At 73.7% G+C, this 21191-nt stretch carries 19 protein-coding genes and 1 tRNA gene; 9 read left to right on the top strand and 11 right to left on the bottom strand.

Annotated features, from left to right (window positions below):
* The first annotated feature begins 231 nt into the window (after positions 1 to 231).
* Positions 232 to 1116 (top strand): Rieske 2Fe-2S domain-containing protein, encoded by an 885-nt coding sequence (locus tag OF117_RS13180; protein ID WP_263553303.1) that lies wholly within the window; start codon positions 232 to 234, stop codon positions 1114 to 1116.
* Between the two features lie 53 nt (positions 1117 to 1169).
* Positions 1170 to 2066 (top strand): hypothetical protein, encoded by an 897-nt coding sequence (locus OF117_RS13185; RefSeq protein WP_263553304.1) that lies wholly within the window; start codon positions 1170 to 1172, stop codon positions 2064 to 2066.
* 448 nt (positions 2067 to 2514) lie between these two features.
* Here OF117_RS13185 and OF117_RS13190 read toward each other — a convergent pair whose 3' ends face one another.
* Complete coding sequence (locus tag OF117_RS13190; protein WP_263553305.1) at positions 2515 to 3132, bottom strand: LysE/ArgO family amino acid transporter; 618 nt, start codon at positions 3130 to 3132, stop codon at positions 2515 to 2517.
* 73 nt (positions 3133 to 3205) lie between these two features.
* On the opposite strand from OF117_RS13190, the gene OF117_RS13195 reads away from it, so the two are divergent.
* The 3 genes from OF117_RS13195 to OF117_RS13205 all read left to right on the top strand — a co-directional run bounded on the left by OF117_RS13195 (position 3206) and on the right by OF117_RS13205 (position 5344).
* Positions 3206 to 4108 carry a LysR family transcriptional regulator ArgP gene (locus tag OF117_RS13195; RefSeq protein WP_263553306.1) on the top strand — a complete coding sequence of 301 codons (903 nt, stop codon included), beginning with the start codon at positions 3206 to 3208 and terminating at the stop codon, positions 4106 to 4108.
* A 131-nt stretch (positions 4109 to 4239) separates the two neighbouring features.
* On the top strand, positions 4240 to 5142 hold the full coding sequence (locus OF117_RS13200) for an MOSC domain-containing protein (protein ID WP_263553307.1): 903 nt from the start codon (positions 4240 to 4242) through the stop codon (positions 5140 to 5142).
* A gap of 129 nt (positions 5143 to 5271) precedes the next feature.
* A tRNA-Lys gene (locus OF117_RS13205) sits at positions 5272 to 5344 on the top strand.
* A gap of 19 nt (positions 5345 to 5363) precedes the next feature.
* Here OF117_RS13205 and OF117_RS13210 read toward each other — a convergent pair.
* The 5 genes from OF117_RS13210 to OF117_RS13230 all read right to left on the bottom strand — a co-directional run bounded on the left by OF117_RS13210 (position 5364) and on the right by OF117_RS13230 (position 10743).
* Entirely contained in the window at positions 5364 to 6350 is a 987-nt protein-coding gene (locus OF117_RS13210) for a tyrosine-type recombinase/integrase (RefSeq protein WP_263553308.1), read from the bottom strand.
* Positions 6351 to 6631: 281 nt separating this feature from the next.
* Entirely contained in the window at positions 6632 to 7015 is a 384-nt protein-coding gene (locus tag OF117_RS13215) for a type II toxin-antitoxin system VapC family toxin (RefSeq protein WP_263553309.1), read from the bottom strand.
* Positions 7012 to 7242, bottom strand: a complete 231-nt coding sequence (locus OF117_RS13220) for a hypothetical protein (protein WP_263553310.1) — start codon at positions 7240 to 7242, stop codon at positions 7012 to 7014. The genes OF117_RS13215 and OF117_RS13220 overlap by 4 nt, the downstream gene beginning before the upstream one ends.
* 488 nt (positions 7243 to 7730) lie before the next feature.
* Positions 7731 to 9266 (bottom strand): aldehyde dehydrogenase family protein, encoded by a 1536-nt coding sequence (locus OF117_RS13225; RefSeq protein WP_263553311.1) that lies wholly within the window; start codon positions 9264 to 9266, stop codon positions 7731 to 7733.
* 61 nt (positions 9267 to 9327) lie between these two features.
* Positions 9328 to 10743, bottom strand: a complete 1416-nt coding sequence (locus tag OF117_RS13230; RefSeq protein ID WP_263553312.1) for an NAD(P)/FAD-dependent oxidoreductase — start codon at positions 10741 to 10743, stop codon at positions 9328 to 9330.
* A gap of 398 nt (positions 10744 to 11141) precedes the next feature.
* Between OF117_RS13230 and OF117_RS13235 the strand changes: the two genes are divergently transcribed.
* Complete coding sequence (locus tag OF117_RS13235; protein WP_263553313.1) at positions 11142 to 11588, top strand: hypothetical protein; 447 nt, start codon at positions 11142 to 11144, stop codon at positions 11586 to 11588.
* A gap of 59 nt (positions 11589 to 11647) precedes the next feature.
* On the opposite strand, the gene phaZ is transcribed toward OF117_RS13235, so the two are convergent.
* The 4 genes from phaZ to OF117_RS13255 all read right to left on the bottom strand — a co-directional run bounded on the left by phaZ (position 11648) and on the right by OF117_RS13255 (position 16845).
* Complete coding sequence (gene phaZ, locus OF117_RS13240; RefSeq protein WP_263553314.1) at positions 11648 to 12442, bottom strand: poly(3-hydroxyalkanoate) depolymerase; 795 nt, start codon at positions 12440 to 12442, stop codon at positions 11648 to 11650.
* Between the two features lie 34 nt (positions 12443 to 12476).
* Positions 12477 to 14384, bottom strand: a complete 1908-nt coding sequence (locus OF117_RS13245) for a PHA/PHB synthase family protein (RefSeq protein ID WP_263553315.1) — start codon at positions 14382 to 14384, stop codon at positions 12477 to 12479.
* A 127-nt stretch (positions 14385 to 14511) separates the two neighbouring features.
* Positions 14512 to 15693, bottom strand: coding sequence for an acyl-CoA dehydrogenase family protein (locus tag OF117_RS13250; protein WP_263553316.1), 1182 nt, complete (start codon positions 15691 to 15693; stop codon positions 14512 to 14514).
* A gap of 96 nt (positions 15694 to 15789) precedes the next feature.
* Positions 15790 to 16845: a YihY/virulence factor BrkB family protein gene (locus OF117_RS13255; protein ID WP_263553317.1), complete on the bottom strand. Its 1056-nt coding sequence runs from the start codon at positions 16843 to 16845 to the stop codon at positions 15790 to 15792.
* Positions 16846 to 17127: 282 nt separating this feature from the next.
* Between OF117_RS13255 and OF117_RS13260 the strand changes: the two genes are divergently transcribed.
* Positions 17128 to 17274 carry a hypothetical protein gene (locus OF117_RS13260; RefSeq protein ID WP_263553318.1) on the top strand — a complete coding sequence of 49 codons (147 nt, stop codon included), beginning with the start codon at positions 17128 to 17130 and terminating at the stop codon, positions 17272 to 17274.
* 139 nt (positions 17275 to 17413) lie between these two features.
* On the opposite strand, the gene OF117_RS13265 is transcribed toward OF117_RS13260, so the two are convergent.
* Positions 17414 to 19228, bottom strand: a complete 1815-nt coding sequence (locus OF117_RS13265; protein WP_263553319.1) for an acyl-CoA dehydrogenase — start codon at positions 19226 to 19228, stop codon at positions 17414 to 17416.
* A 106-nt stretch (positions 19229 to 19334) separates the two neighbouring features.
* Here OF117_RS13265 and OF117_RS13270 point away from each other — a divergent pair, with 106 nt between their 5' ends.
* Positions 19335 to 19784 carry a hypothetical protein gene (locus OF117_RS13270; RefSeq protein WP_263553320.1) on the top strand — a complete coding sequence of 150 codons (450 nt, stop codon included), beginning with the start codon at positions 19335 to 19337 and terminating at the stop codon, positions 19782 to 19784.
* A 148-nt stretch (positions 19785 to 19932) separates the two neighbouring features.
* A complete protein-coding gene (locus tag OF117_RS13275) occupies positions 19933 to 21111 on the top strand; it encodes a zinc-dependent alcohol dehydrogenase (protein ID WP_263553321.1) in 1179 nt (392 codons plus the stop codon).
* Positions 21112 to 21191 lie beyond the last annotated feature (80 nt).

Raw genomic sequence — 21191 nt, forward strand, 5'->3', positions numbered from 1 at the left:
GGCCTCCCGCACCCGCGCCACCGCCGCGGGCAGCGGGTGACGCAGCAGCAGCGTCGGGCAGGTCACGGGGGTCCTCTCGGTGTGCCTCGCTGTGGAAACGGCCGGGTGTCGGGCTGGGATTCCCGCGGCGGGCGAGGGTCATGCCCCCCTGTGGGACGGGTCACGACCGGCCCGGGCCGACAGCGACCGGGGCGCACGCGTCGCCGGGTCGCCGCGGGGTAGAGGGGCCGCATGAGCCTCACGGGTTTCCTCGATCGACTCTCGGACGTGCCCACCCTCGACCGGGCGATCGAGCCCGCGCGCACCGCCGTCCGCGCCGCCCTGCGGCCGACGGCGCTCAAGGACCTCCTGCACGGCACCTGGCTGGGCCACCCGCTGCACCCGGTCGTCATCCAGGTGCCCACGGGCAGTTGGCTCTCGGCGGGCCTGCTCGACGCCATCCCGCCCCTGCGGCCGGCGGCGACGGTGCTCATCGGCACCGGCGTGGCGGCGTCCGTGCCCGCGGCGCTCACCGGGGCCGCCGACTGGGCCGAGCAGGGAGCGGGCGTGCGGCGGCTGGGTGCTCTGCACGCCGCACTGAACGTCGTCGCCACCGGGCTGTACGTCGGTTCGCTGGTGGCACGGGCGCGGCGCCGGGACGGGCTCGGCCGGGGGTTGGCGTACGCCGGGCTCGCCGTGGCCACCGGATCCGCCTCGATCGGCGGCCACATGTCCTACGCGCAGTCGTCGGGTGCCTCGCACTCCGCGGCCGCGGCGCGGGCGCTGCAGCACGACTGGATGGACCTCGGCCCGCTCGACGACTTCCCCGACGGCCGGCCGGCGCTGCGGACCGGGAGCGGCGGCAGCGCCGACGTCCCGCTGGTGGCGGTCCGGCGGGGCGCCCGTGTGGACGTGTTCGTCGGCAACTGCTCGCACGCGTCCGGCCCGCTGCAGGAGGGCACCGTCGAGGAGCTGCGCGGACGGACCTGCCTGGTCTGCCCGTGGCACGGATCGGCCTTCGACCTCGACGACGGCACTCCGCGGCGCGGGCCGGCGGCGAACCACCAGGAGAAGCTGGACGTCCGCATGGACGCCGGACGGGTGCTGGCCCGCCTCGCGGGGCGACACCAGGGGTGAACGCCCCGCGCTGACGGTCCCGCGGGCGGTTGCGCCGACCTACGCTGCGCGTCGTGGGACGGGAGGCGGGGCGCTCCGCCCGCCGGGCGGCCGTCGTCGGGCTGCTGCTCGGGCTCGGCGCCGGCTGCGGTGGTGCCGAACCCGCCGTGCGCGACGGCGCCGGAGCGGCGGCGAGCCCGTCGTCCGCCAGGCCCGCGACGCCCGCCGTCCCGGCCGTGCCAGGGATCGACGCCGAGGCCATCGAGCTGCGCACGGACGCCGCCGTCGGCGGCCAGGTGCACGTGCGGATCACCAACACCGGCGCGGAGCCGTTCACGGTCACCTCGCTCGCGCTGCGGTCGCCGGGCTTCGAGCCGCTGCCCGCCGGCGAGGAGGTGGCCGGCTACGCGCCGGGCCGCACGATCGACCTGCCGGCCCCGTACGGGGACCCGGTCTGCGACGCGGACGCCGAGCCGGCCACCGTCGAGCTGACCGTCGCCCGACCGGACGGGACGACCGAGCGGCTCACCGCGCCGCTCGCCGCGGAGGCGCTGACCCGCGTCCACGGGAAGCGGTGCGCCGCCCTGGCGCTGGCCGGCGTGGTGGACGTCGCGGTGACCGGGCTGCGGGCGGACGAGGCGGGGGTGAGCGGCTCATTGACGCTGGAGCGCCGGTCGGGGACGGAGCCGGTGCGCGTGGTCCGGCTCGACCGGAGCGTGCTGGTCGAGCCAACGGCGTCCGGACTGCCGCTGGACCTGGGCGGCGACGAGCGGTCGGCCGCGACGCCGGTATCGTTCGAGCCGGCGTCCTGCGACCCGCACGTGCTGGCCGAGACCAAGCAGCCGTTCCGCTTCCCGGTCGGGGTCGAGGTGGGGGAGCGCGAGCCGGTGGTCGTCGACCTGCCGCTCGACGAGCCGGCCCGGGCGCAGCTGACCGAGATGGTCGACCGGATCTGCACGGGACGCCGCTGACGGTGGTGGCCCGGGAAGAGAGCCGACCCGGCCGCTCCGGGGGGAACGGAGCGGCCGGGCCGGGGTCGGGGCCCGTCCCACCGCCTCTGCTCGGCGATGGGACGGGCTGGTCCGGGACCGGGTGGTCGGGCGTCGTCGACCGGCCACCCGGCCGTCGCGCTCACGCTACGTAGCCGCTGCTGGGGGACGGGATCCCCTGGACGGGTGAGCGCACCCGGTCCGGTGAGGTTCCGCTCACACGCGCGGTAGCGGGCGGCCGGTGGCGGGCATCGATCGCGGGTGTTCTTCCTGTTCTCCAGCCGCCTGGGCTGCCTCGGCTCCCTGCTCGTCTCGGCCCTGCTCACGCTCGTGCTGCTGCTCGCGTTCGACGTGATCTGAGCCGGCACGGGCAGGCGCCGGTCCGCGGGTCCGGCGCTCCGGCGCGTCGGTCCTCGACCGGAGCCGGGCGTCAGAGCGCGCTGGTGAGCAGGCCGAGGCCGAGGACGGCCATGACGACGGCGATGGCGGAGTCGAGCACCCGCCAGGCCGCCGGGCGGGCGAACAGGGGCCGCAGCAGCCGCGCGCCGTAGCCGAGGGCGCAGAACCAGATCACGCTGCCGACTGCCGCGCCGACGGCGAACCACCACCGCCAGGTGCCGTGGCTGTCGGCGACCGATCCCAGCAGCAGCACGGTGTCCAGGTACACGTGCGGGTTGAGCCAGGTCAGCGCGAGGCACGTCACGACGGTCGCCAGCAGGCCGGTCCGGGTGCCACGCGTGTCGACGGCGATCGCCGCCGGGTGCAGCGCCCGGCGGGCGGCGAGAGCGGCGTAGCCGAGCAGGAAGGCCGCGCCGGCCAGGCGGATCGCGGTGATCGCGTCGGGCAACCGGGCGCTGAGCCACGAGCCGCCCGCGACGCCGGCGAGGATGAGCACCGCGTCGGACACCGCGCACACCGCCACGACCGCGCTCACGTGCTCGAGGCGCAGACCCTGCCGCAGGACGAAGGCGTTCTGCGCCCCGATGGCCACGATCAGCGAGAGGCCCAACCCCAGTCCGGCCAGGGCGGCCAGCAGTCCCGTCGTCACGGTGTTCGACGCTAGGAACGGTGCGTCCGACAGTCCAGCTCATGTTTCTTTGGCAGCGTTAGCATCGCTGTTCGTGGACGTCGACCTGGCGCAGCTGCAAACCCTGGTCGCGGTGATCGACGAGGGCACCCTGGAGGCGGCCGCGCGCCGGCTCCACGTCACGCCGTCCGCGGTGTCGCAGCGCCTGCGCGCGCTCGAGGTGGCCACCGGCCGGGTGCTGGTGCAGCGTGGGCGGCCGGCAACCGTCACCTCCGCCGGCGAGCCGGTGCTGCGGCTGGCCCGCCAGGTCGGTCTGCTCGTCGCCGACACCAGCCGTCACCTCGACCCGGCCGAGCCCGGCCGCCCGCCGGTCGTGCCGATCGCGGTCAACGCCGACTCGCTGGCCACCTGGGCCCTGCCCGCGCTCGCTCCGCTGGCCGACGAGCTCCGTTTCGACCTGCACAGCTCCGACCAGACCCACACCAGCACGCTGCTGCGGGCCGGCACCGTGATGGGTGCGGTCACCTCCGACGCGGAACCGGTGGCTGGCTGCCGCGTGACGCCGCTGGGCCGCATGCGCTACCTGCCCTGCGCCGCTCCCGGGTTCGCCGACCGTTGGTTCCCGCGCGGGCCCGCCGCCGAGGCCTTGCGGTCGGCGCCGGTGGTCGTCTTCGACCGCCGCGACGACCTCCAGCACGTCTACCTGCGCCGGCACCTGCCGACGGCGGACGTGCCGATCCACTACGTCCCCTCGTCGGCGGACTACCTTCGCGCCGTGGCCCTCGGCTTCGGCTGGGGCATGCTGCCGGAACTGCAGCTGGACCCCGGACGTCGGCCGCGGATGCCCGGCGTCGGCGCGGTCACGCCGTTCGACCCGGCCGGCGCCGTCGACGTCCTGCTGTACTGGCAGCAGTGGCGACTGGACTCCGACCCGCTCGACCGGGTCGCCGACGCGTTGGTCCGGGCCGCGCACGCGCAACTCCGGGGTCGGGCGTGACCATGGGGCTGCCCCCGGACCGGTCGCGACGGCGACGGTATCGCCCCCTCGTGGCGTCCCTTGTAGCCTCCCCTCGTAGCCTCGACCGGTGGCCGCGGGCCAGGCGGCACCGGCCGGACCCGGGAGGGACCGTGATCGACGTCGAGCTCCCGCCCGGGGCGGTCTCCGATGAACTGACCCGCGGCTTCGCCGTCTGCCTGGCCTCGGTCACCGAGGTGCCCGGGACCGACCTGCCGCTGCCGGACGGCGGCCTGCGGCACGCTCTCGGAGCCTGGCGGACGTGGCTGGCCGAGCGCGGGTCGGGTCTGGTGCCCATCGCCGAGCCCGACCGGTTCCAGTGGGCCGGCTGGTGGATCGCCGTGGTGGAGCGCGGCGGTGCTGCGGGCGGCGCGGCCGGGGGAGCCGGGGCGTCCGTCCCCGTCCTGGCCTTCGGGACGCCACCCGGGGTCGTCCTCAGTCCCCAGGCGCCCGGGCTGCTGGGCCGGGCCACCGCCGAGCTGCGCATCACCGAGGCGTACGCCGTCGCCTCCCTCGACCCCGTGCTGCGCCCGGCTCCGGTCGCGCCGGAGCTGCACGGCACCGTCGAGAGCCTGGCCGTGGCCACCGTGGCCGAGGCCCCCATGCAGCTGCTCGGGACCGCACGGGCCCTCGCCGGGCGCGGCCTCGACGGCGACCGCTACGCCGCACGGGCCGGCACGTTCAGCCCGCGCGCCGGCCACCGGCCCGGGTACGACCTGACGCTGGTCGCCGCGGAGGTGCTCGACGAGCTCGGGGCGGCGGGGCATCCGCTCGAATTCGCCGCGACCCGGCGCAACGTCCTCACCCGCGGCATCGACGTCAACGCCCTCGTCGGGCGCACCTTCCGCATCGGGGACGTGCTGTGCGCCGGCCGCCGGCTGTGCGAGCCCTGCGCGCACCTCGAGCGGCTCAGCGGCCCCGGTGTGCTGCGACCGCTGATCCACCGGGGTGGGCTGCGGGTGGACCTCCTCACCGACGGGGAGATCCGAGTCGGAGCCCCGGTGACCGTCGTCTGATCTCCGTTGGCCGCCGGCCCCGCGGGCCGAGCCGCTCGCTGCGGTGGCTCGGATCTCCGGCGGTAGCCTCGGACCGTGCGGCAGGGCCTCCAGCAGTCCCGCGCGCATCTGGAGGGTCCTGCACCCACCGGGCCTCTAGCTCAACTGGCAGAGCAGCGGACTTTTAATCCGCGGGTTGTGGGTTCGATCCCCACGGGGCCCACCGCCTTGGAACAGCGCATTTACCGTTCGGCGGAGTGTCGGCTGGCGGGCCGCGCCCACACGGCGCCCACACGCGCCTCCGCGGCTGCCCGCGCGGCGGCGTCCATCCGGTCGGCCAGCGCCGTCAGGTCGTCGTCGAGGAGGCCGGAGTGGACGTCCAGGGTCATCGCCGCCGAGGCGTGGCCAAGCATCCGCTGGACGGCCTTCACGGTGGCGCCGCTGGCAACGGCGAGCGAGGCAGCGGTGTGGCGCAGGTCGTGCGGGGTGACGTCGCTCAGCCCGGCCGCGCGCACGGCGGGATCGAAGACCTCGCGTCGCCAGTTCCGCAGGCGGAGCGGTCCGCCCTTCGGCGCGGTGAGCACCAGGTCGTCAGCGCCCTTGCCTTCGCACCGCCGGGCCAGTGCTTCCGTAGCTGCGGCCGGCAAGGGCACCGTCCGCTGTTGATGCGTCTTGGGCGTGCCGAACTCGAGCTTGCCCGCCACCTCGGTGGCGGCCTCGGCGATGACCAGTCGTCGGCGGAGGAAGTCGACGCGGCGCACCCGCAGTGCGGCCATCTCGCCGAAGCGGAGACCGGTGTAGGCGAGTAGCCGGATCACGTCGCCGTCATCGCCGGCCGCCTCGGCGAGGTGCTCGACCTGGTCGTGAGTGAGGAACCGCGGCTCGTCGCGAGTCACCCGCGGCAAGGGGACTCGGGAGGCCGGATTGCGAGGGATGCGGCCGTCCCGCACGGCGAGGTCGAGCAGCAGTGAGAAGACGCGGTGTGCCTGCCGGACGGTGGATGGCGCAGATCCGTGCGAGCGGAGAGCGGCGACCCATGCGGCGACCTCGGCGTGGGTGACGTCGGAGAGCCGGTGCCGACCCCAGGACGGCAGCACGTGGGCCCGGAGCAGGGTGGCGTACCGGTACTGGGTGCCCGGCCCGATGCCGGTCTGGGCGGCCAGCCATCGTGCGGCCCACTCCGCGACGGTGAAGCGGCCGCGCTCGGGTGCGGTCCAGGTCCGGGTCACCGACGCCGAAGTGGTCTCGTCGAGCCAACGCTGGGCGTCGACCTTTCGTGGGAAGCGTCGTTCCTGCTGCCGACCGCTGGGGTCCCCGATAGCGAGCGCGGTAGCGGAACGTTCCGTCGCTGATGCTCACGCGGCTGATGGAGCAGTCCATCCTGACCTCCGCCGAGACGAGCGTCGCTGCAGCATGCAGGAGGCCTCTGACACCCGCCGACCTGAGCATGCTTACTGAACCGACTGTGGCCCGAATTGGCCGAGGCTGCGCCGCGACGCCGCGGGCGGGCTCAGCGAATGACGCGGACGGTGACGCCCAGCTCGTCCGCCCACACCTCCCACGCTCGGTCTGCGGTGAACGCCACGCTCGACAGGCTTCGAGCGAGGGCCAGGCAGACGCGATCGGCGAGGCTGAGCTTCGACTGGTGCCGGTAGAACGACGCCGCTAGGCGGGCGTCGAGGCGACCGAACGGGCTGACCGTGATCCCAAGGGCTTCGAGGGCGACGTCCACATCCTCGACCGCAACGCCTGCCCGGGCGGCCTTCTGGAGGGTCTCGGCGTAGTTGACCGCCGAGATGGTCGCGTCGTCACTGCCTGCCGCGCGGGCCACGACGTCGGCTCCCGCTTCGTCCTTGATGAGTGCGAGCAGGGCCGAGGCGTCGAGGACGATCACTCGCCAGTCGGCTCCGGTCCGCGACGGATCTCGACGACGACCTCATCGGCAATGCGTGCGTGCTCTTGGGCTGCCGCCTCCGTGTGTCGCTCGGCCAGCAACTCGTCCACAAGGTCGATCTGGTCGCCGCCGGCGTCCTTGAACTGGCGCCGGATGCGCTCGAGAGCAGCTCGACGCCGCGGGTCCCACCCGGCGAGGGGGTCCTCCTGCGATCCGGCGGTACTCATGATCAAACCGTAGCGCCGAGGTGCGTCACCGTGCGAGACGTGAGAGACCCACAGCAGGTGACAGGCGGTTCGCTTCGGATCATCGGGAGCGGCTATCTCGGTAGCCTGCGTACCGCTGGGGATCGAGGGCGCCGGTGGTGCCCGCTGCCCGACCTCGACGGGCCGGCACGCGCCCGGGGCCCGTTCCGGGAGCACGTTCGGCTCGCGGACCGAGGTCGCGCTGGTCGTGCGCAGCCGGAGGGCCCATGGGCACTGGAGGCCCGGGCTGGTCACTCCTAGCGTGACTCCATGGCCGGCAAGTCTCTCGCATGCGTGTTCGGCTTCCACGCCTACGTCGCGGAACATCCTCTGGACGAACGGCTACGAGGACCGGATCGAGCGAAGGTCTGCCGACGCTGCGGTAAGCGCAGCGAGGACAACATCGGTGGTCTGCCGCCAGTCACGTTGACCTAGGAGGCCACCATGCGCCCCGGTCGGCCCCCGTGGGCTCACGGGCCCGCCGGGTTGACCATCGACGGGGAGATCCGCACGTTCACCTGCTTGATGTGGGTGAACGACTCGAGCATGCCCTCGAGGGAGAACTCCCGGCCGATCCCGCTCTCCTTCATCCCGCCGTACGACTGGCCGACGATCTGCCCGCCGCCCTGGTTGACCTGCACCCAGCCGGACTCGATGCGGTCCGCCGCGTGGAGGGCGCGGTTGAGGTCGTGGCACCAGACGTAGGCCGCCAGCCCGTAGTGCGAGTCGTTGGCCATGGCGATGACCTCGTCGTCGTCCCGCCACGGGATGACCACCATCACCGGCCCGAAGATCTCCTCCCGGGCCAGCCGCCAGGTGTTGTCGGCCCGCGAGAACACGGTGGGCCCCATGTAGTACCCCTCCAGGCCGGAGAGGTCGCGCTGCGTCCCGTCGAGCGGGGTCTGGATGCCCGGCTCGGCGAGCCCCTCGCCGATGTAGTCCCGGACGCGGTCGTACTGCTTCTGGTTGATGAGGGAGCCCATGTCGGTGGCCTCGTCGAGCGGGTCCCCGACGCGCATCTCGCGCAGCCGCTCCACGACGGTGTCGAGGACGTCGTCGTAGACGTCCTCGTGCAGGAAGAGCCGGGAGCCGGCGGTGCAGGACTGCCCCTGCCGGGTGAAGCGCATCCCGGTCAGGACCCCGGTGACGGTCTCGTCCATGAGCTCGGACGTGGCGGCGTCCGGCCACACGATGCACGGGCTCTTGCCGCCCAGCTCGAGCGACGCCGGGACCAGCCGCCGGCCGGCGGTCTCGGCGACCGTCCGGCCGACCGGCGTCGACCCGGTGAAGGAGACCTTGTCCACGCCCGCGTGGGCGATGAGCGCCGCTCCGCACTCGGTCCCGTATCCGGTGATCACGTTGAGCACGCCGGGGGGCAGGTGCGGGCTGCAGAGCTCCGCGACGCGCAGCACCGACAGCGGCGCGTCCTCGGCGGCCTTGACCACGATCGTGTTGCCGGCCGCGAGCGCCGCGGGGATCTTCATCCCGGCGATCATGAGCGGCGAGTTCCACGGCAGGACGGCCCCGACCACCCCGACCGGCTCCCGCCGGCTGAACTGCAGCTGCCCGTCGCCCGCCGGCAGCACCACGCCCTTCACCTCGGACGCGACACCGCCGAAGTAGCGGAACAGCGAGACCAGCGTCTGCGTCTCCGGCCGCGCCTGGGGTCGCAGGGCGTTGCCCGTGTCGGCGGCGGTGAGGACGGCGAGCTCCTCGGCGTGCGCCTCGAGCACGTCGGCGATGGTGAGCAGGGCCCGCTGTCGTTCGGTGAAGTGCACCGCCCGCCAGCCCGGGAACGCGGCCCGTGCCGCGGCGACGGCTCGATCGACGTCCGTCGCTCCCGCCCGGGGCACCCGCCCGAGGACGTGACCGGCCCTCGACGGCGCGGTCACCTCGATCCACCGGCCGTCCTCGGGGCCGGCGGACTGCCCGCCCACCAGCATCGGCACGTCCGGACGGCGGGAGAAGACCGAAGCAACCAACGTCGACGGCGCCTGCTGGGTCACGGCCCGTCCCCTTCCGCGCAGGGGTCCACCCCGATCATCCGCCCGCCGGCCGCCCGGCGTATCACCGCGGGGCTCCGGGGATGGTCTCCTCCGCATCGGGTGCGGGAGGGCGCGTGCTCCGGGGCAGGATCGTCGGCGGGCGCCCGGCGGGGGCGCGGCCCTCGGTCACCTCCTGGTGCGCCGTCTCGAACGCGATGATCCGGTTGCCGCGGGTGTGCGACAGCCACAGCGCGCGGGCCCAGGTGTAGAGCGTGCCGAGCCGGTTGCCCCAGCCGACCAGGTACAGCACGTGGATGAAGACCCACATGACGTAGGCCGGGAAGCCGATCACCTTGACCCCGAAGGCGTCGGCGACGGCCGAGCGGTAGCCGATGGTGGCCATCGTGCCCTTGTCGAAGTACCGGAACGGCGGGGTCTGCCGGCCGGCGAGGCGGTCCTTGATCACCCGCCCGACATACTTGCCCTCCTGGATGGCCGGCTGGGCCACCCCGGGCAGCTTGTCCAGCGCCACCATGTCGCCGATGGCGAACACCTCGGGATGGCCCGCCACCGTGCAGTCCGCGCTCACCGGGACCCGGCCGGCGCGGTCGGTCTCGACCCCGGCGTGCCCGGCGAGCATGCGGGCCAGCGGCGAGGCCTGGACGCCGGCGGCCCAGAAGCGGCTGCCGGTCCGGATCGTCTCCAGCCCGTCCGGTCCCTTGACCGTGATCGACTGGTGGTCCATGTCGACGGCCAGGGTGTTCAGCCGCACCTCCACGCCCATCTCCTCCAGGCGTTTCTGGGTGTACGCCTGCAGCTTGGGCGCGAACGGGGGCAGGACGGCTCCCGCCCCCTCCAGCAGGATGATCCGGGCCTGGCGGGTGTCCGCGGAGCGGTAGTCCCGCGGGAGGACCGTGTGCGCCAGTTCGGCGATCTGCCCGGCGAGCTCGACCCCAGTCGGCCCGGCCCCCACCACCACGAAGGTCAGCCACTCCGCCCGCTCGGCCGGGTCGGTGGCGATCTCGGCCATCTCGAACTTGGCCAGGATCGCGTCGCGGACGTACCGGGCGTCCTCGATGGTCTTCATGCCCGGCGCGTATTCGGCGAAGTGGTCCTTGCCGAAGTAGGAGTGCGTCGCCCCGGCGGCGACGACGAGCGTGTCGTAGGGCAGCTCGAGCAGCCGCCCGTCCGGTGCCCGGGCGCCGACCAGCCGCCTATCGAGGTCGAGGTCCTGGACGTCCGCGAGCAGCACCCGGGCGTTCCGCTGCCTCTTGCTGATGCTGCGCAGCGCCGGCGCGATCAGGCCCGGAGGCAGGATGCCCGTCGCCACCTGGTACAGCAGCGGCTGGAACAGGTGGTGGTTCGACCGGTCCACCAGGGTCACCTCGACGTCGGCACCCGCGAGGGCCCGGGTGACGTTGAGCCCGCCGAACCCGCCCCCGACCACGACGACCCGGTGCCGCCCGGTCGTGGACTGCCCGGCTCCGACCGTCCCCATGACGCCACCCCCTCCTGCCGGGCCGCCGACCGGGCCCGGAGGCCCTCCTCGGCCGGCAGCTCCTGCTGATCCGCGCGCGCCTCGCCGCCCGGTCGGGCGACGAGGCACACAGCGGCGGGACGTCCCGCATGCTAGGGCGTGCGCCGTAGGTCAGCGCGTTCGTCGTGATCGCGGCTTGGCTGTTTCGACGTCCGCCCCGTCCCGTCGGGCGATGCCTCCGGTCGCGGATCGGCGCGGCCTTTTCCGGTACGGCGGGGCCACGGAATGTCTACCGTGCGGTCGTCGGGCACACGCGACCGGGAGGTGCGTCATGACCGGACCGTGCGCTCGGATCCGCGCCCGTGCGGCCCGCCCGACGGTCGGCCCGCAGCACGGGCGCCCGACGAGGGAGGTGTTCGATGAGCACGTCGTCGCGCCGGATGGCCGGAGTGCTGCTGATCGTCATGCCTACTGTGGTGCTGGGCGGCGTCAGCGTCCTGACGCTGCTGGTCAACGACCCGGCGTATGCCGCCAACCCGCTCCGCCAGGACCTCTGGCGGGCGGGGCACGCGCATGCCGGGGTGCTCCTGATCCTGTCGCTGGTCGCGCTCCGCTACGTGGACGAGACGGCGCTCCGGGAACGGACCCGCTGGTTCATACGGCTCGCCTTCCCGATCGCCGCGCTGCTCCTGCCCTTGGCCTACTTCCTGTCGGTGCTCAGCCCGACCGCGGAGGAGCCCAACGCCCTGGTCAACCTCGCCTACGTGGGAGCGGTGGTCCTCGTGGCCGGCATGCTGGCCCTCGGCGTGGGACTGGTCCGCCACCGGTCCTCCGCACCGGCGGAGGAGTTCACCTCGGCGCGGTGACGGTCGACGCGGTGAGGGTCACCGCGACTGCCCCGTAGGTCGCCGTCGGAGGGCACGGTTCAGCCGTCGAGGAACCGCTCGACCACCGGTGCGAGCTGCGTCGCCTCCGTGACCAGCGCGAGGTGGCCGCCGCGGTACACGTGCAGCTCCGAGCGCGGGATGAAGCGCGCCATCACCCGCGCGTTCACCACCGGGATGATCGGGTCGTCGTCGCCGCAGAGCACCAGCGTCGGCTGCCGGATCAGCCCGAGGAACGGCAGGCTGCTCCACCCCGTGCCTGCCGCGAGCTGGTAGTAGTAGCCGCGCCGCGGGCCCAGCCGGGTCGCCGCGTGCAGCGCCCGCGCGGCCCGCTCCGGATCGAGCCGCACCGTGCCGCCGTACAGCTCGCCGGCGATCCGCCGCGCGTACTCCGGGTCGCGGTGCCGCCGCGGAGTGAGCATGTGCGCCAGCACCCGGGGGTGCGCGGGCACCATCAGCGTGCCGGTGCCGGTCGCGGCCAGCACCAGCCGTCGGCAACGCCGCCGGTGCTGCACAGCGAAGTGCTGCGCGAGCCCGCCGCCCCACGACAGGCCCAGCACGTCGACCGGCCCGGGCAGGTCGAGGCGGTCGAGCAGCGCGGCCACGACGGGGCTGAAGGTCGCGTAGAGGTACGGGACGACGGGTCGCGGCGATCCGCCGACTCCGGGCACGTCGAAACGGACGACGGTGCGCACGGGGTCCAGCGCGTCGACGAAGGGCTGGAGCACCTCCAGGCTCGCCCCGAGGCCGTTCATCAGCAGCAGCGGCGTCCGGTGGTCCGTACCGGGGCGGACGGCGACCCGCAGCGTCCGGCCCCCCGCGACGACCGTCCGCACCGTCTCCCGCCGCCCCGGTGCGGGCGGGAAGGACTCACTTGTCGAGGACATACGTCCCCGGCGCGTCACCGAGCACCTCGAGCGGCCCGGCCAGGTCGGTCGGTGCCGGCACCTCGTCGCCGCAGCGCTCGCCCAGCCAGGCCACGAAGTCCGGCCACCACGACCCCTGCACCGTCTCCGCCGCGGCCATCCACCGCTGCGGGTCCTCCGGGGTCTCCTCCGCCACCTGGAAGGTCGCCTTCTTGTTCCCCGGCGGGTTGACCAGCGAGGCGATGTGCCCGCTCGTGGACAGCACGAAGCGGTTGCGCCCGCCGAGCAGCTGGGTGCTCCGGTAGCAGGACTGCCACGGGCAGAGGTGATCGGCGATGCCGGCGGTCAGGTAGGTGTCGACGGTGATGGTCGAGAGGTCCACCGGCGTGCCGAGCATCGTCGTCGCGCCGGGCTGGGTGAGCCGGTTGCCGAGGGCGACGTCGATGAAGTCGCGGTGCAGGGCCGCCGTCATCCGCGTCGTGTCCGCGTTCCAGAACAGGATGTCGAAGGCCGGCGGCGGCTTGCCCTGCAGGTAGTTGTTGACCCAGTAGCTCCACACCAGGTCGTTGGGCCGCAGCCAGGCGAACACCTCGGCCAGCGTGGCGCCGTCCAGGTACCCCTTCTTGCGGGACTTCTCGATGGCCTCCTCGATGGCCTTCTCGTCGATCAGCGCGGCGACGGTGCCGGCCCGCGCCCAGTCGAGCACGGTGACCGCGAGGCTGGCGGCGGCCACCCGGTCCTGCTGCCCGATCGCGGCCAGGTGCGACAGCAGCATCGCGGTGATGATCCCGCCGGAGCAGAAGGCCTGGAGGGCGACGCGGTCGCTGCCGGTCGCCTGCTCGACGGCGTCCATCGCGTCGAGCACGGCCTGGCCGTAGGTGTCCAGGCCCCAGTCGGCGTGCCGCTCGTCGGGGTTGCGCCAGCTCATCATGAACACCTGCTGGCCCCCGGCCACGTAGTGCTCCACGATGCTGCGCCCGGGTGCGAGGTCGGCGATGTAGTACTTGTTGATCGTCGGCGGCACCATCAGCAGCGGCACCGCGCGGACGGTCTCCGTCGTCGGGCGGTACCGGATTAGCTCGAACACCGGCGTCCGCAGGACGACGACGCCCGGCGTGACCGCGAGGTCGTCGCCGACGGTGAAGGCGTCCGGGTCGACCATCGCCGGGATCCGCGGCGGCGAGGCCAGGTCCGACACGAGCCGCCGCAGCCCCGTCACCGCGTTGCGGCCGCCGGTGTCGATGACGGCCTTCCACATCAGCGGGTTGACCACCGGCACGTTGCTCGGCGCGAGCGCGTCGACCAGGTTGGTGAGCGAGAAGCGCATCCGCTCGTCGTCCCGCCAGTCCAGGTCGGCGTCGTCCATGAGCTCCCACGCCGTCCGCGCGGTGGCGAGGTGGGCCTGCATCGCCCGGCGCAGCAGCGGGTTGCCCGTCCAGGCCGGGTCGGTGAAGCGCTTGTCCTTCGGCGACGGTGCCAGCTCGGACCGGCCGGCGACGACCCTGGCCAGCTCCTGCGCCAGCCCGCCGGAGCGCCGGACGACGGTGCCGGGGCGGCGGGCCAGGGCGGCGCCGAAGCGCAGCGCGGTGCCTGCGGGCGGTACCAGCCGGCGGATCGGCCCCCGCGCGACGTCGACGAGGACCATGTCCAGGCCGGTCGCCGCCTCGACGGCGTCGGACTCGGGCCCGTCGGCGCCCCGGCCGCCGCGCGGGTCCGCCGCGGAGGGTGGGGTGCCGCCGGCCCCGGCCGCGCGGGGCGGCGGCCCGTCCTTCTCGGCCGCGCCGGGGGACGGGCTGCCCTTGTCGGCCGCACCGGCCGATGCGGCCCCGCGCGCCGGGCCCCGCCGCGCGCCCCGGCCGGAGGGCCGAGCGGTTCCCCGCGTACGGCTGCGGTCGGACGCGCTCCGGGTCATCGCGGGCTCCTGGGTCTGCTGCCGGGGCGGGCGGGTCGGCGTCGCCGCCCCCGGGTGCGGATGTGAGCTCGAACACTCAACCACAGCACCCCGGCCTCGGCAGCGCGCGCACTCCCGGAGGGGCAGGTCAGACGATCGCGCTCGCCCCGGTGATCGCTCTGCCGACGATGAGGGTGTTGACCTCGCGGGTGCCCTCGTAGGAGTAGATGGCCTCGGCGTCGGCGACGTAGCGCCCCACGTGGTTCTCCAACAGGATGCCGTTGCCGCCCATGAGCTCGCGGGCCCAGCCGACCGTCTCGCGCATCCGCGCCGTGCAGAAGGCCTTGGCCAGCGAGGCGTGCTCGTCGCGCAGCCGACCGGCGTCCTGGAGCTGGGAGACCCGCGCGCACATGGTCGCCGACGCGGTGATGTTGCCCAGCATCCGCACCAGGAGGTCCTGCACGAGCTGGAAGCCCACCAGGGGCTTGCCGAACTGGGTGCGCTGGCGGGCGTAGGCCAGGGCGTGCTCGTAGGCGCCCCGCGAGCAGCCCACCGCCGACCAGGCCACGCCGGCGCGGGTCATGCGCAGCACGGTGGAGGTGTCACGGAAGCCGTTCGCCTCCTGCAGCCGGTTCTCCTCCGGCACGCGGACGCCGTCGAGGGTGATGACCGCGTTCTGGACCGCCCGGAGCGCGATCTTGTCCTCGAGGTCGACGGCCGTGAAACCAGGCGTGCCCCGCTCCACCACGAAGCCCAGCACGCGGTCTGTCTCGACGTCGCGCGCCCAGATGACCACCAGGTCGGCGAAGCTGGCGTTGCCGATCCACTTCTTGACGCCGTCCAGGACCCAGTCGTCGCCGTCCCGGCGGGCCGTCGTCCGCAGACCGCGGGCGACGTCGGAACCGGCCTCGGGCTCGGTGAGCCCGAACGCCCCGATCAGCTCCATCCGCGCCATGGCCGGCAGCCACCGCTGCCGCTGTTCCTCGGAGCCGCACAGCCCGACGCTGCCCATGGCCAGGCCGCTGTGGACGCCGTAGAAGGTGGCGATCGACGGGTCGCCGCGGGAGAGCTCCATGGCGATCATGCCGTCGAGCAGGAACGACCGGCCGGGGCAGCCGTGGCCGGCGTAGGGCGTGCCCGCGATGCCGAGCTCGGCCAGGCCGGGGATCAGGTGCTGCGGGAACCTGCCGCGGGTCCACCACTCGTTGATGACCGGCTCGACCTCCTTGTCCATGAAGGTCCGCACCCGGTGCAGCAGCGCCCGGTCGTCGTCGTCGAGCAGGCCCTCGAGGTCGTAGAAGTCCGAGCTGGTGGTGGGGTCGGCGCTCATCGCGGCTGCCTCTCTGCAGCGTGGTGGGAGTGGCGGGGCGTACCCCGCCGGCCGGCCACCGGAACCGCCCGGGCGGGAGGACGCCCGCTCCCTCCCTCAGGTGGTCTGCTGCGGCTTCGGGTCCTGGCGGGCGTCGAGCTGGATCTCCTTCTCGGCCCGCGGCACGCCGTCCTTCAACTCCTTGGTGCGCTCGATCTCGGAGTCGAGCTCCGCACCGATCAGCAGCGACAGGTTGGTCAGCCAGAACCAGACGAGGAAGACGACCACGCCGGCCAGCGCGCCGTAGGTGGCGTTGTAGCTGCCGAAGTTCGCCACGTAGAACGCGAACAGCGCCGAGGCGACGACGAACACCAGGATCGCCACGCCGGCGCCGGGGCTGACCCACCTGAAGCCGCGCTGCCGCACGTTCGGTGTCATGTAGTAGAGCAGTGCGATCATGATCGCGACGATCGCGGCCATGACCGGCCACTTGGCGATGCTCCACACCGTCTGCGCGGTGCTCCCCAGGCCCAGGGCCGAGCCGAGGGCGTCGACGACCGGGCCGCTGATGATCACGGCGCCGATCAGGACCGCCGCGAGGACCACGCCGATCAGGGTGATCAGCATCTGCAGCGGCTTCAGCTTCCAGATGGGCCGGCCCTCGGGGGTCTCCCAGATGACGTTGGCCGCGCGGGTGAAGGCCCCCACGTAGGCCGAGGCGGAGAACAGCGCGCCGGCCAGACCGAGGATCAGCCCGAAGCCGGCGGCCGAACCGCTGCCGGCCACCTGCTCGATGACCCCGGTGAAGCTCTGGGCCGACGTGCCGGGGGCGATCTGCTCCAGGAGCGAGGTCAGCGCGCTGGTGATCTGCGCCGGGCTGAACACCAGGCCGGCGATCGACACCAGCGCGATGACGGCCGGGAACAGGGCGAGGACGCCGTAGTAGGTGAGCGCCGCGGCCCAGTCGGTCAGGTCGTCCTGGCCGATCTCCTTGACCAGGCGCTTGAGCGTGCCGCCGGCGGTGGGTTCGGGATCGGCGCCCCGCGGGGCGTAGTCGGCGCGCTCGCCGGAGATCCTGTCGTCGCCGGGGGCCGGGTCGACGTCCCGGCCGGCGCGGTTGCTCTCGAATCGGACGTCGGTCTGCTGGCGGGACGATCCCGCGGGTCGGGCCATGCTGTTCCCCCAAGGAAGACGGCGTCGCCTCTGTCTGCCCCGGCCCCATCCGTGCGACACTCCGTACAGGAATGTCGCCGGAACGCAATGTGGGCCGGCTCGAGCCGACACGCAGACAAGTCGATGGTGAGACCGGTCACCCACGGTCAGGTGATCGATGCGATTCGACGATTGGAACGGCGTTCGAGTGGGGAAGAAGCCCCCGACGACGCGGCACCGGGTCTCCCGCCCGGTGCCGTTTGCCGAGACGCACGGGGGTTGTAGATGGTGCTGTGGCCGGCCGTGAGCCTGCTCGGGTTCCTGCTCCTCACCGCACTGGTCATCGCCATGGGCACGCGGTCGACGGCGCGGTACGAGCGCGAGCAGCGGGCCGCCGTCGCCGGCGGCCCGAACACCGCAGCGGAGGCGGTGGGCGCGTCCAGCGCGTGAGCCGCCGCGGACGACCGGCCGAGGCCGGGACCGCCCGACGCCCCGTCCGCTCCACCCGGAGCCGGCGGGGCGTCGTCATGAGCGGAGGGGATCCGTGCGGGTGCCCTGCATAGAGGAGTCCTGCACGGATCCACCCCGCTCAGAGCCAGTGGTCGGGTGTGTCCAGCACCGTGCGGTCGAGCGACTCGAGCAGGTCGAACCGGGTGTGCACCGTGGGCAGTTCCCACCGGGCGAAGAAGCGGGCGGCCGCGCGCTTGCCCTCCGCGAAGTTGCTGCGGGGGTCGGCCGACGCCTCGACGGCCAGCACCTGCTCCAGCCACAGCCAGCCGACGACGACGTGCCCGGCCGCCTCGAGGTAGGCGCTCGCATTGGCCAGGGCCAGCTCGGGGTCGCCCGGCGACCACAGCGCGGCGGTCACCGCGCCCAGCCGGTCGACCGCGACCTCGAGGTCGGCGGCGAACCCTGCCCACGCGGTCCCGCCCGCCCGGGCGGTGGTCGCGCGGATGGTCGAGAGGAGCAGCCGCAGCCCGGCGCCGTCGTGCATGACCACCTTGCGGCCGAGCAGGTCGATCGCCTGGATGCCGTTGGTGCCCTCGTGGATGGGGTTGAGCCGGTTGTCGCGGTAGAACTGCTCGACCGGGTAGTCGCGGGTGTAGCCGTAGCCGCCGTGCACCTGGATGGCCAGGTCGTCGGCCACCGGCCCGTACTGCGACGGCCAGGCCTTGGCGATCGGCGTGAGCACCTCCAGCAGCAGGTGCGCGCGGGCGCGGTCGGCTCCGGCCTCCGCCGTCTGCTCCTCGTCGACCAGCCGGGCGCAGTACAGCCCGAGCGCCAGCCCGCCCTCGGCGTAGCACTTGGCCTGCAGCAGCATCCGCCGCACGTCGGCGTGCTCGACCAGCCGCACCGGCGGCGCCGACGGGTCCTTCGCGGCCGGTGAGCGACCCTGCGTGCGGGTGCGCGCGTAGTCCAGCGCGTGCAGGTACCCGGTGTAGCCGAGCGCGGTCGCGCCCATCCCGACGGCGATCCGCGCCTCGTTCATCATGTGGAACATGTAGGTGAGGCCGTGGTGCGGCTCGCCGACCAGGTACCCGACGGCGCCGGCCCGCCCGCCGGGGGTGTGCACGCCCTCGCCGAAGTTGAGCAGCGTGTTCGTCGTCCCGCGGTAGCCCATCTTGTGGTTGAGCCCGGCGAGGACGACGTCGTTGCGCTCGCCCAGCGATCCGTCGTCCCGCACCAGGTACTTGGGGACGACGAACAGCGAGATGCCCTTCACCCCCGGCGGACCGCCCGGGATCTTCGCCAGCACCAGGTGGACGATGTTCTCCGTCAGCTCGTGGTCGCCGCCGGAGATCCACATCTTGTTCCCGGTGAGCCGGTAGCTGCCGTCGTCCGCGGGCTCGGCGCGGGTGGTGATGTCCGAGAGCGAGGAGCCGGCCTGCGGCTCGGACAGCGCCATCGTGCCGAACCACCGCCCCTCGACCATGGGCCGCACGAAGGTGTCGACCTGCTCGCGGGAGCCGTGCGCGATCAGCAGCCGCGCGTTGGCCATGGTCAGGAAGGGATAGGACGACGTGGCCACGTTGGCCGCCTTGAACCACGCCAGCGCCGCCTCGGCGACCGCGTGCGGCAGCTGCATGCCGCCGAGCTCCTCGTCGAAGGCGCCCGCCATCAGCCCGGCCGCGGTGAAGACCCGCAGGGCGGCGCCGATCTCCGGGACCAGCTCGACCCGGCCGTCGACCATCCGCGGCTCGTGCTCGTCGGAGGTGCGGTTGTGCGGGGCGAAGTGCTCGGCGGCGATCTCCTCGGCGAGGTCGAGGACCGCGTCGAAGGTGTCGCGGGAGTGCTCGGCGTAGCGGGGCCGCTTGGTGAGCTCGTCGACCCGGAGCCAGTCGTGCAGCAGGAAGTCGAGGTCGCGGCGGGACAGGATCAGCCGCGACGGGGAAGCTGGGGCCACGGAGGTCTCCGGACGACGGTGGGCGGGACGCCGCTCACGGTAGGCGGGTTGCCGGACCGCGCGGGCGGGGTAGGGGCCGCGCACCGCGATCCCGGAAGGAACTGCGATGGCCTCCCTGCTCTCCCGCGCCGCCGACGCCGGCGGCGCTCTCCTCGGCCGGCTGCAGAGCGTGCGGCTGCCCGGCGTCGGCACGGCCTCGGTCAAGGACGACCCCGCCACCGCCGCCCGGCGCTGGCGCGCGGTGACCGTGCTGTGCGATCCGGACCGGCTCGCCGACCCGCCCGCCCCGCTGGCCGCCCTCGGCGGCCGCATCGAGACCCGGGTGACCCGGGCGCCCGGCGACAAGGGGACCGAGCTCGCCGCCCGCTACCGCGGGTCGGCCTCCGACGCGGAGATCGGCGAGCTGCGCGCCGCGCTGCGCGAGGCCAAGCAGCTCGTCGAGGTCGGGGAGGTGCTGCGCGTGGAGCCGCAGCCGCACGGCCCGCGCGCCGAGACCCCGGCCGGGAAGGCGCTGGACGGCGCGGCCGCTGCGGCGCCGAAGGAGGGCGTGCTGTGAGACAGGACCGCGAGCATCGCAGCGAGGCGGCCGTCGACACGGAGGGAGCATCGCAGCGAGGAACGAGCGAGGAGCGGACCGACCGCGGAGACGGCCTGGGCCTCGCAGCGAGGAGCGGAGCGGTCCGCGGGAGCGAACGGAGGACGCTGTGAAGGCGCTGACCTGGACCGGCGTGAACCAGCTTGCGGTGGCGGACGTGCCGGAGCCGCAGATCCTCAACGACCACGACGTGATCCTCAGGATCCGCCGGACGACCACCTGCGGGTCCGACCTGCACCTGCTGTCGGGCTACATCCCGTTCATGCGCGCCGGTGACGTCATCGGCCACGAGTTCATGGGCGAGATCGTCGAGGCGGGCAAGGCGGTGGAGAACCGCAGGGTCGGCGACCGCGTCGTCGTCGCCTCCTTCGTCTCCTGCGGCGGCTGCTGGTACTGCAGGAACGAGCTCTACTCGCTCTGCGACAACGGCAACCCCAACCCGGGGATCACCGAGGGCCTCTGGGGGCAGAGCGTCGGCGGGTGCCTGGGCTACTCGCACGCGGTGGGCGGCTTCGCCGGCAGCCACGCGGAGTACATGCGGGTGCCCTTCGCCGACGTCGGCACCTTCGTCGTGCCGGACGGCGTCTCCGACACCCGTGCGCTGTTCGCCTCCGACGCCGCGTCGACGGCGTTCACCGGCGTCGACCTCTCGGGCGTGCAGGCCGGTGACACCGTGGCGGTCTGGGGTGCCGGGGCCGTGGGGCAGATGGCCGCTCGCATCTCGGCCATCGTCGGTGCCGAGCAGGTCTTCGTGATCGACCGGCTGCCGGAGCGGCTGGAGCAGGCCCGCACGCACGCCGGCGCGGAGACCATCGACTACACCCGCACCGACGTGGCCGCCGAGCTCAAGGAGCGCACCGGCGGCCGCGGACCCGACGTCTGCATCGAGGCGGTCGGCATGGAGGCGCACAGCCCGGGTCCGCAGGGCGTCTACGACCAGGTCAAGCAGCAGCTGCGGCTGCAGACCGACCGCCCGACGGCGGTGCGCGAGGCGGTCCTGGCCTGCCGCAAGGGCGGCAGCGTGTTCGTGCTCGGCGTCTTCGCCGCGATGGTCGACAAGTTCCCGCTCGGCGCGGTGATGAACAAGGGTCTGACCCTGCGGGGCGCCCAGGTGCACGGGCCGAGGTACATCCCCCGCCTGCTGGAGTGGATGGAACGCGGCGAGCTGGTCACCGAGCACCTCGCCACGCACGTTCTGCCGCTGGAGGAGGGGCCCCGCGGGTACGAGCTGTTCAAGGAGAAGAAGGACGGCTGCGTCCGCGCGGTCTTCACCCCGCACGGGACGTGATCGGAGCTGATGACCCACCTCCCGCCGGCGGGGGTGACGGCGACTCCGCGCGGTAGGCAGCAGCTGGCACGGCGGCGGCC

It is taken from the genome of Geodermatophilus sp. YIM 151500 (assembly GCF_025716945.1).
In the GTDB taxonomy this organism is placed as follows: domain Bacteria; phylum Actinomycetota; class Actinomycetes; order Mycobacteriales; family Geodermatophilaceae; genus YIM-151500.

Bases quoted from the DNA above. Each gene is read 5' to 3' on its own strand.
- OF117_RS13250 (WP_263553316.1), bottom strand. From the start codon at position 15,693: ATGAGCGCCGACCCCACCACCAGCTCGGACTTCTACGACCTCGAGGGC.
- OF117_RS13230 (WP_263553312.1), bottom strand. From the start codon at position 10,743: ATGGGGACGGTCGGAGCCGGGCAGTCCACGACCGGGCGGCACCGGGTC.
- OF117_RS13220 (WP_263553310.1), bottom strand. From the start codon at position 7,242: ATGAGTACCGCCGGATCGCAGGAGGACCCCCTCGCCGGGTGGGACCCG.
- OF117_RS13235 (WP_263553313.1), top strand. From the start codon at position 11,142: ATGAGCACGTCGTCGCGCCGGATGGCCGGAGTGCTGCTGATCGTCATG.
- OF117_RS13270 (WP_263553320.1), top strand. From the start codon at position 19,335: ATGGCCTCCCTGCTCTCCCGCGCCGCCGACGCCGGCGGCGCTCTCCTC.
- OF117_RS13245 (WP_263553315.1), bottom strand. From the start codon at position 14,384: ATGACCCGGAGCGCGTCCGACCGCAGCCGTACGCGGGGAACCGCTCGG.
- OF117_RS13180 (WP_263553303.1), top strand. From the start codon at position 232: ATGAGCCTCACGGGTTTCCTCGATCGACTCTCGGACGTGCCCACCCTC.
- OF117_RS13255 (WP_263553317.1), bottom strand. From the start codon at position 16,845: ATGGCCCGACCCGCGGGATCGTCCCGCCAGCAGACCGACGTCCGATTC.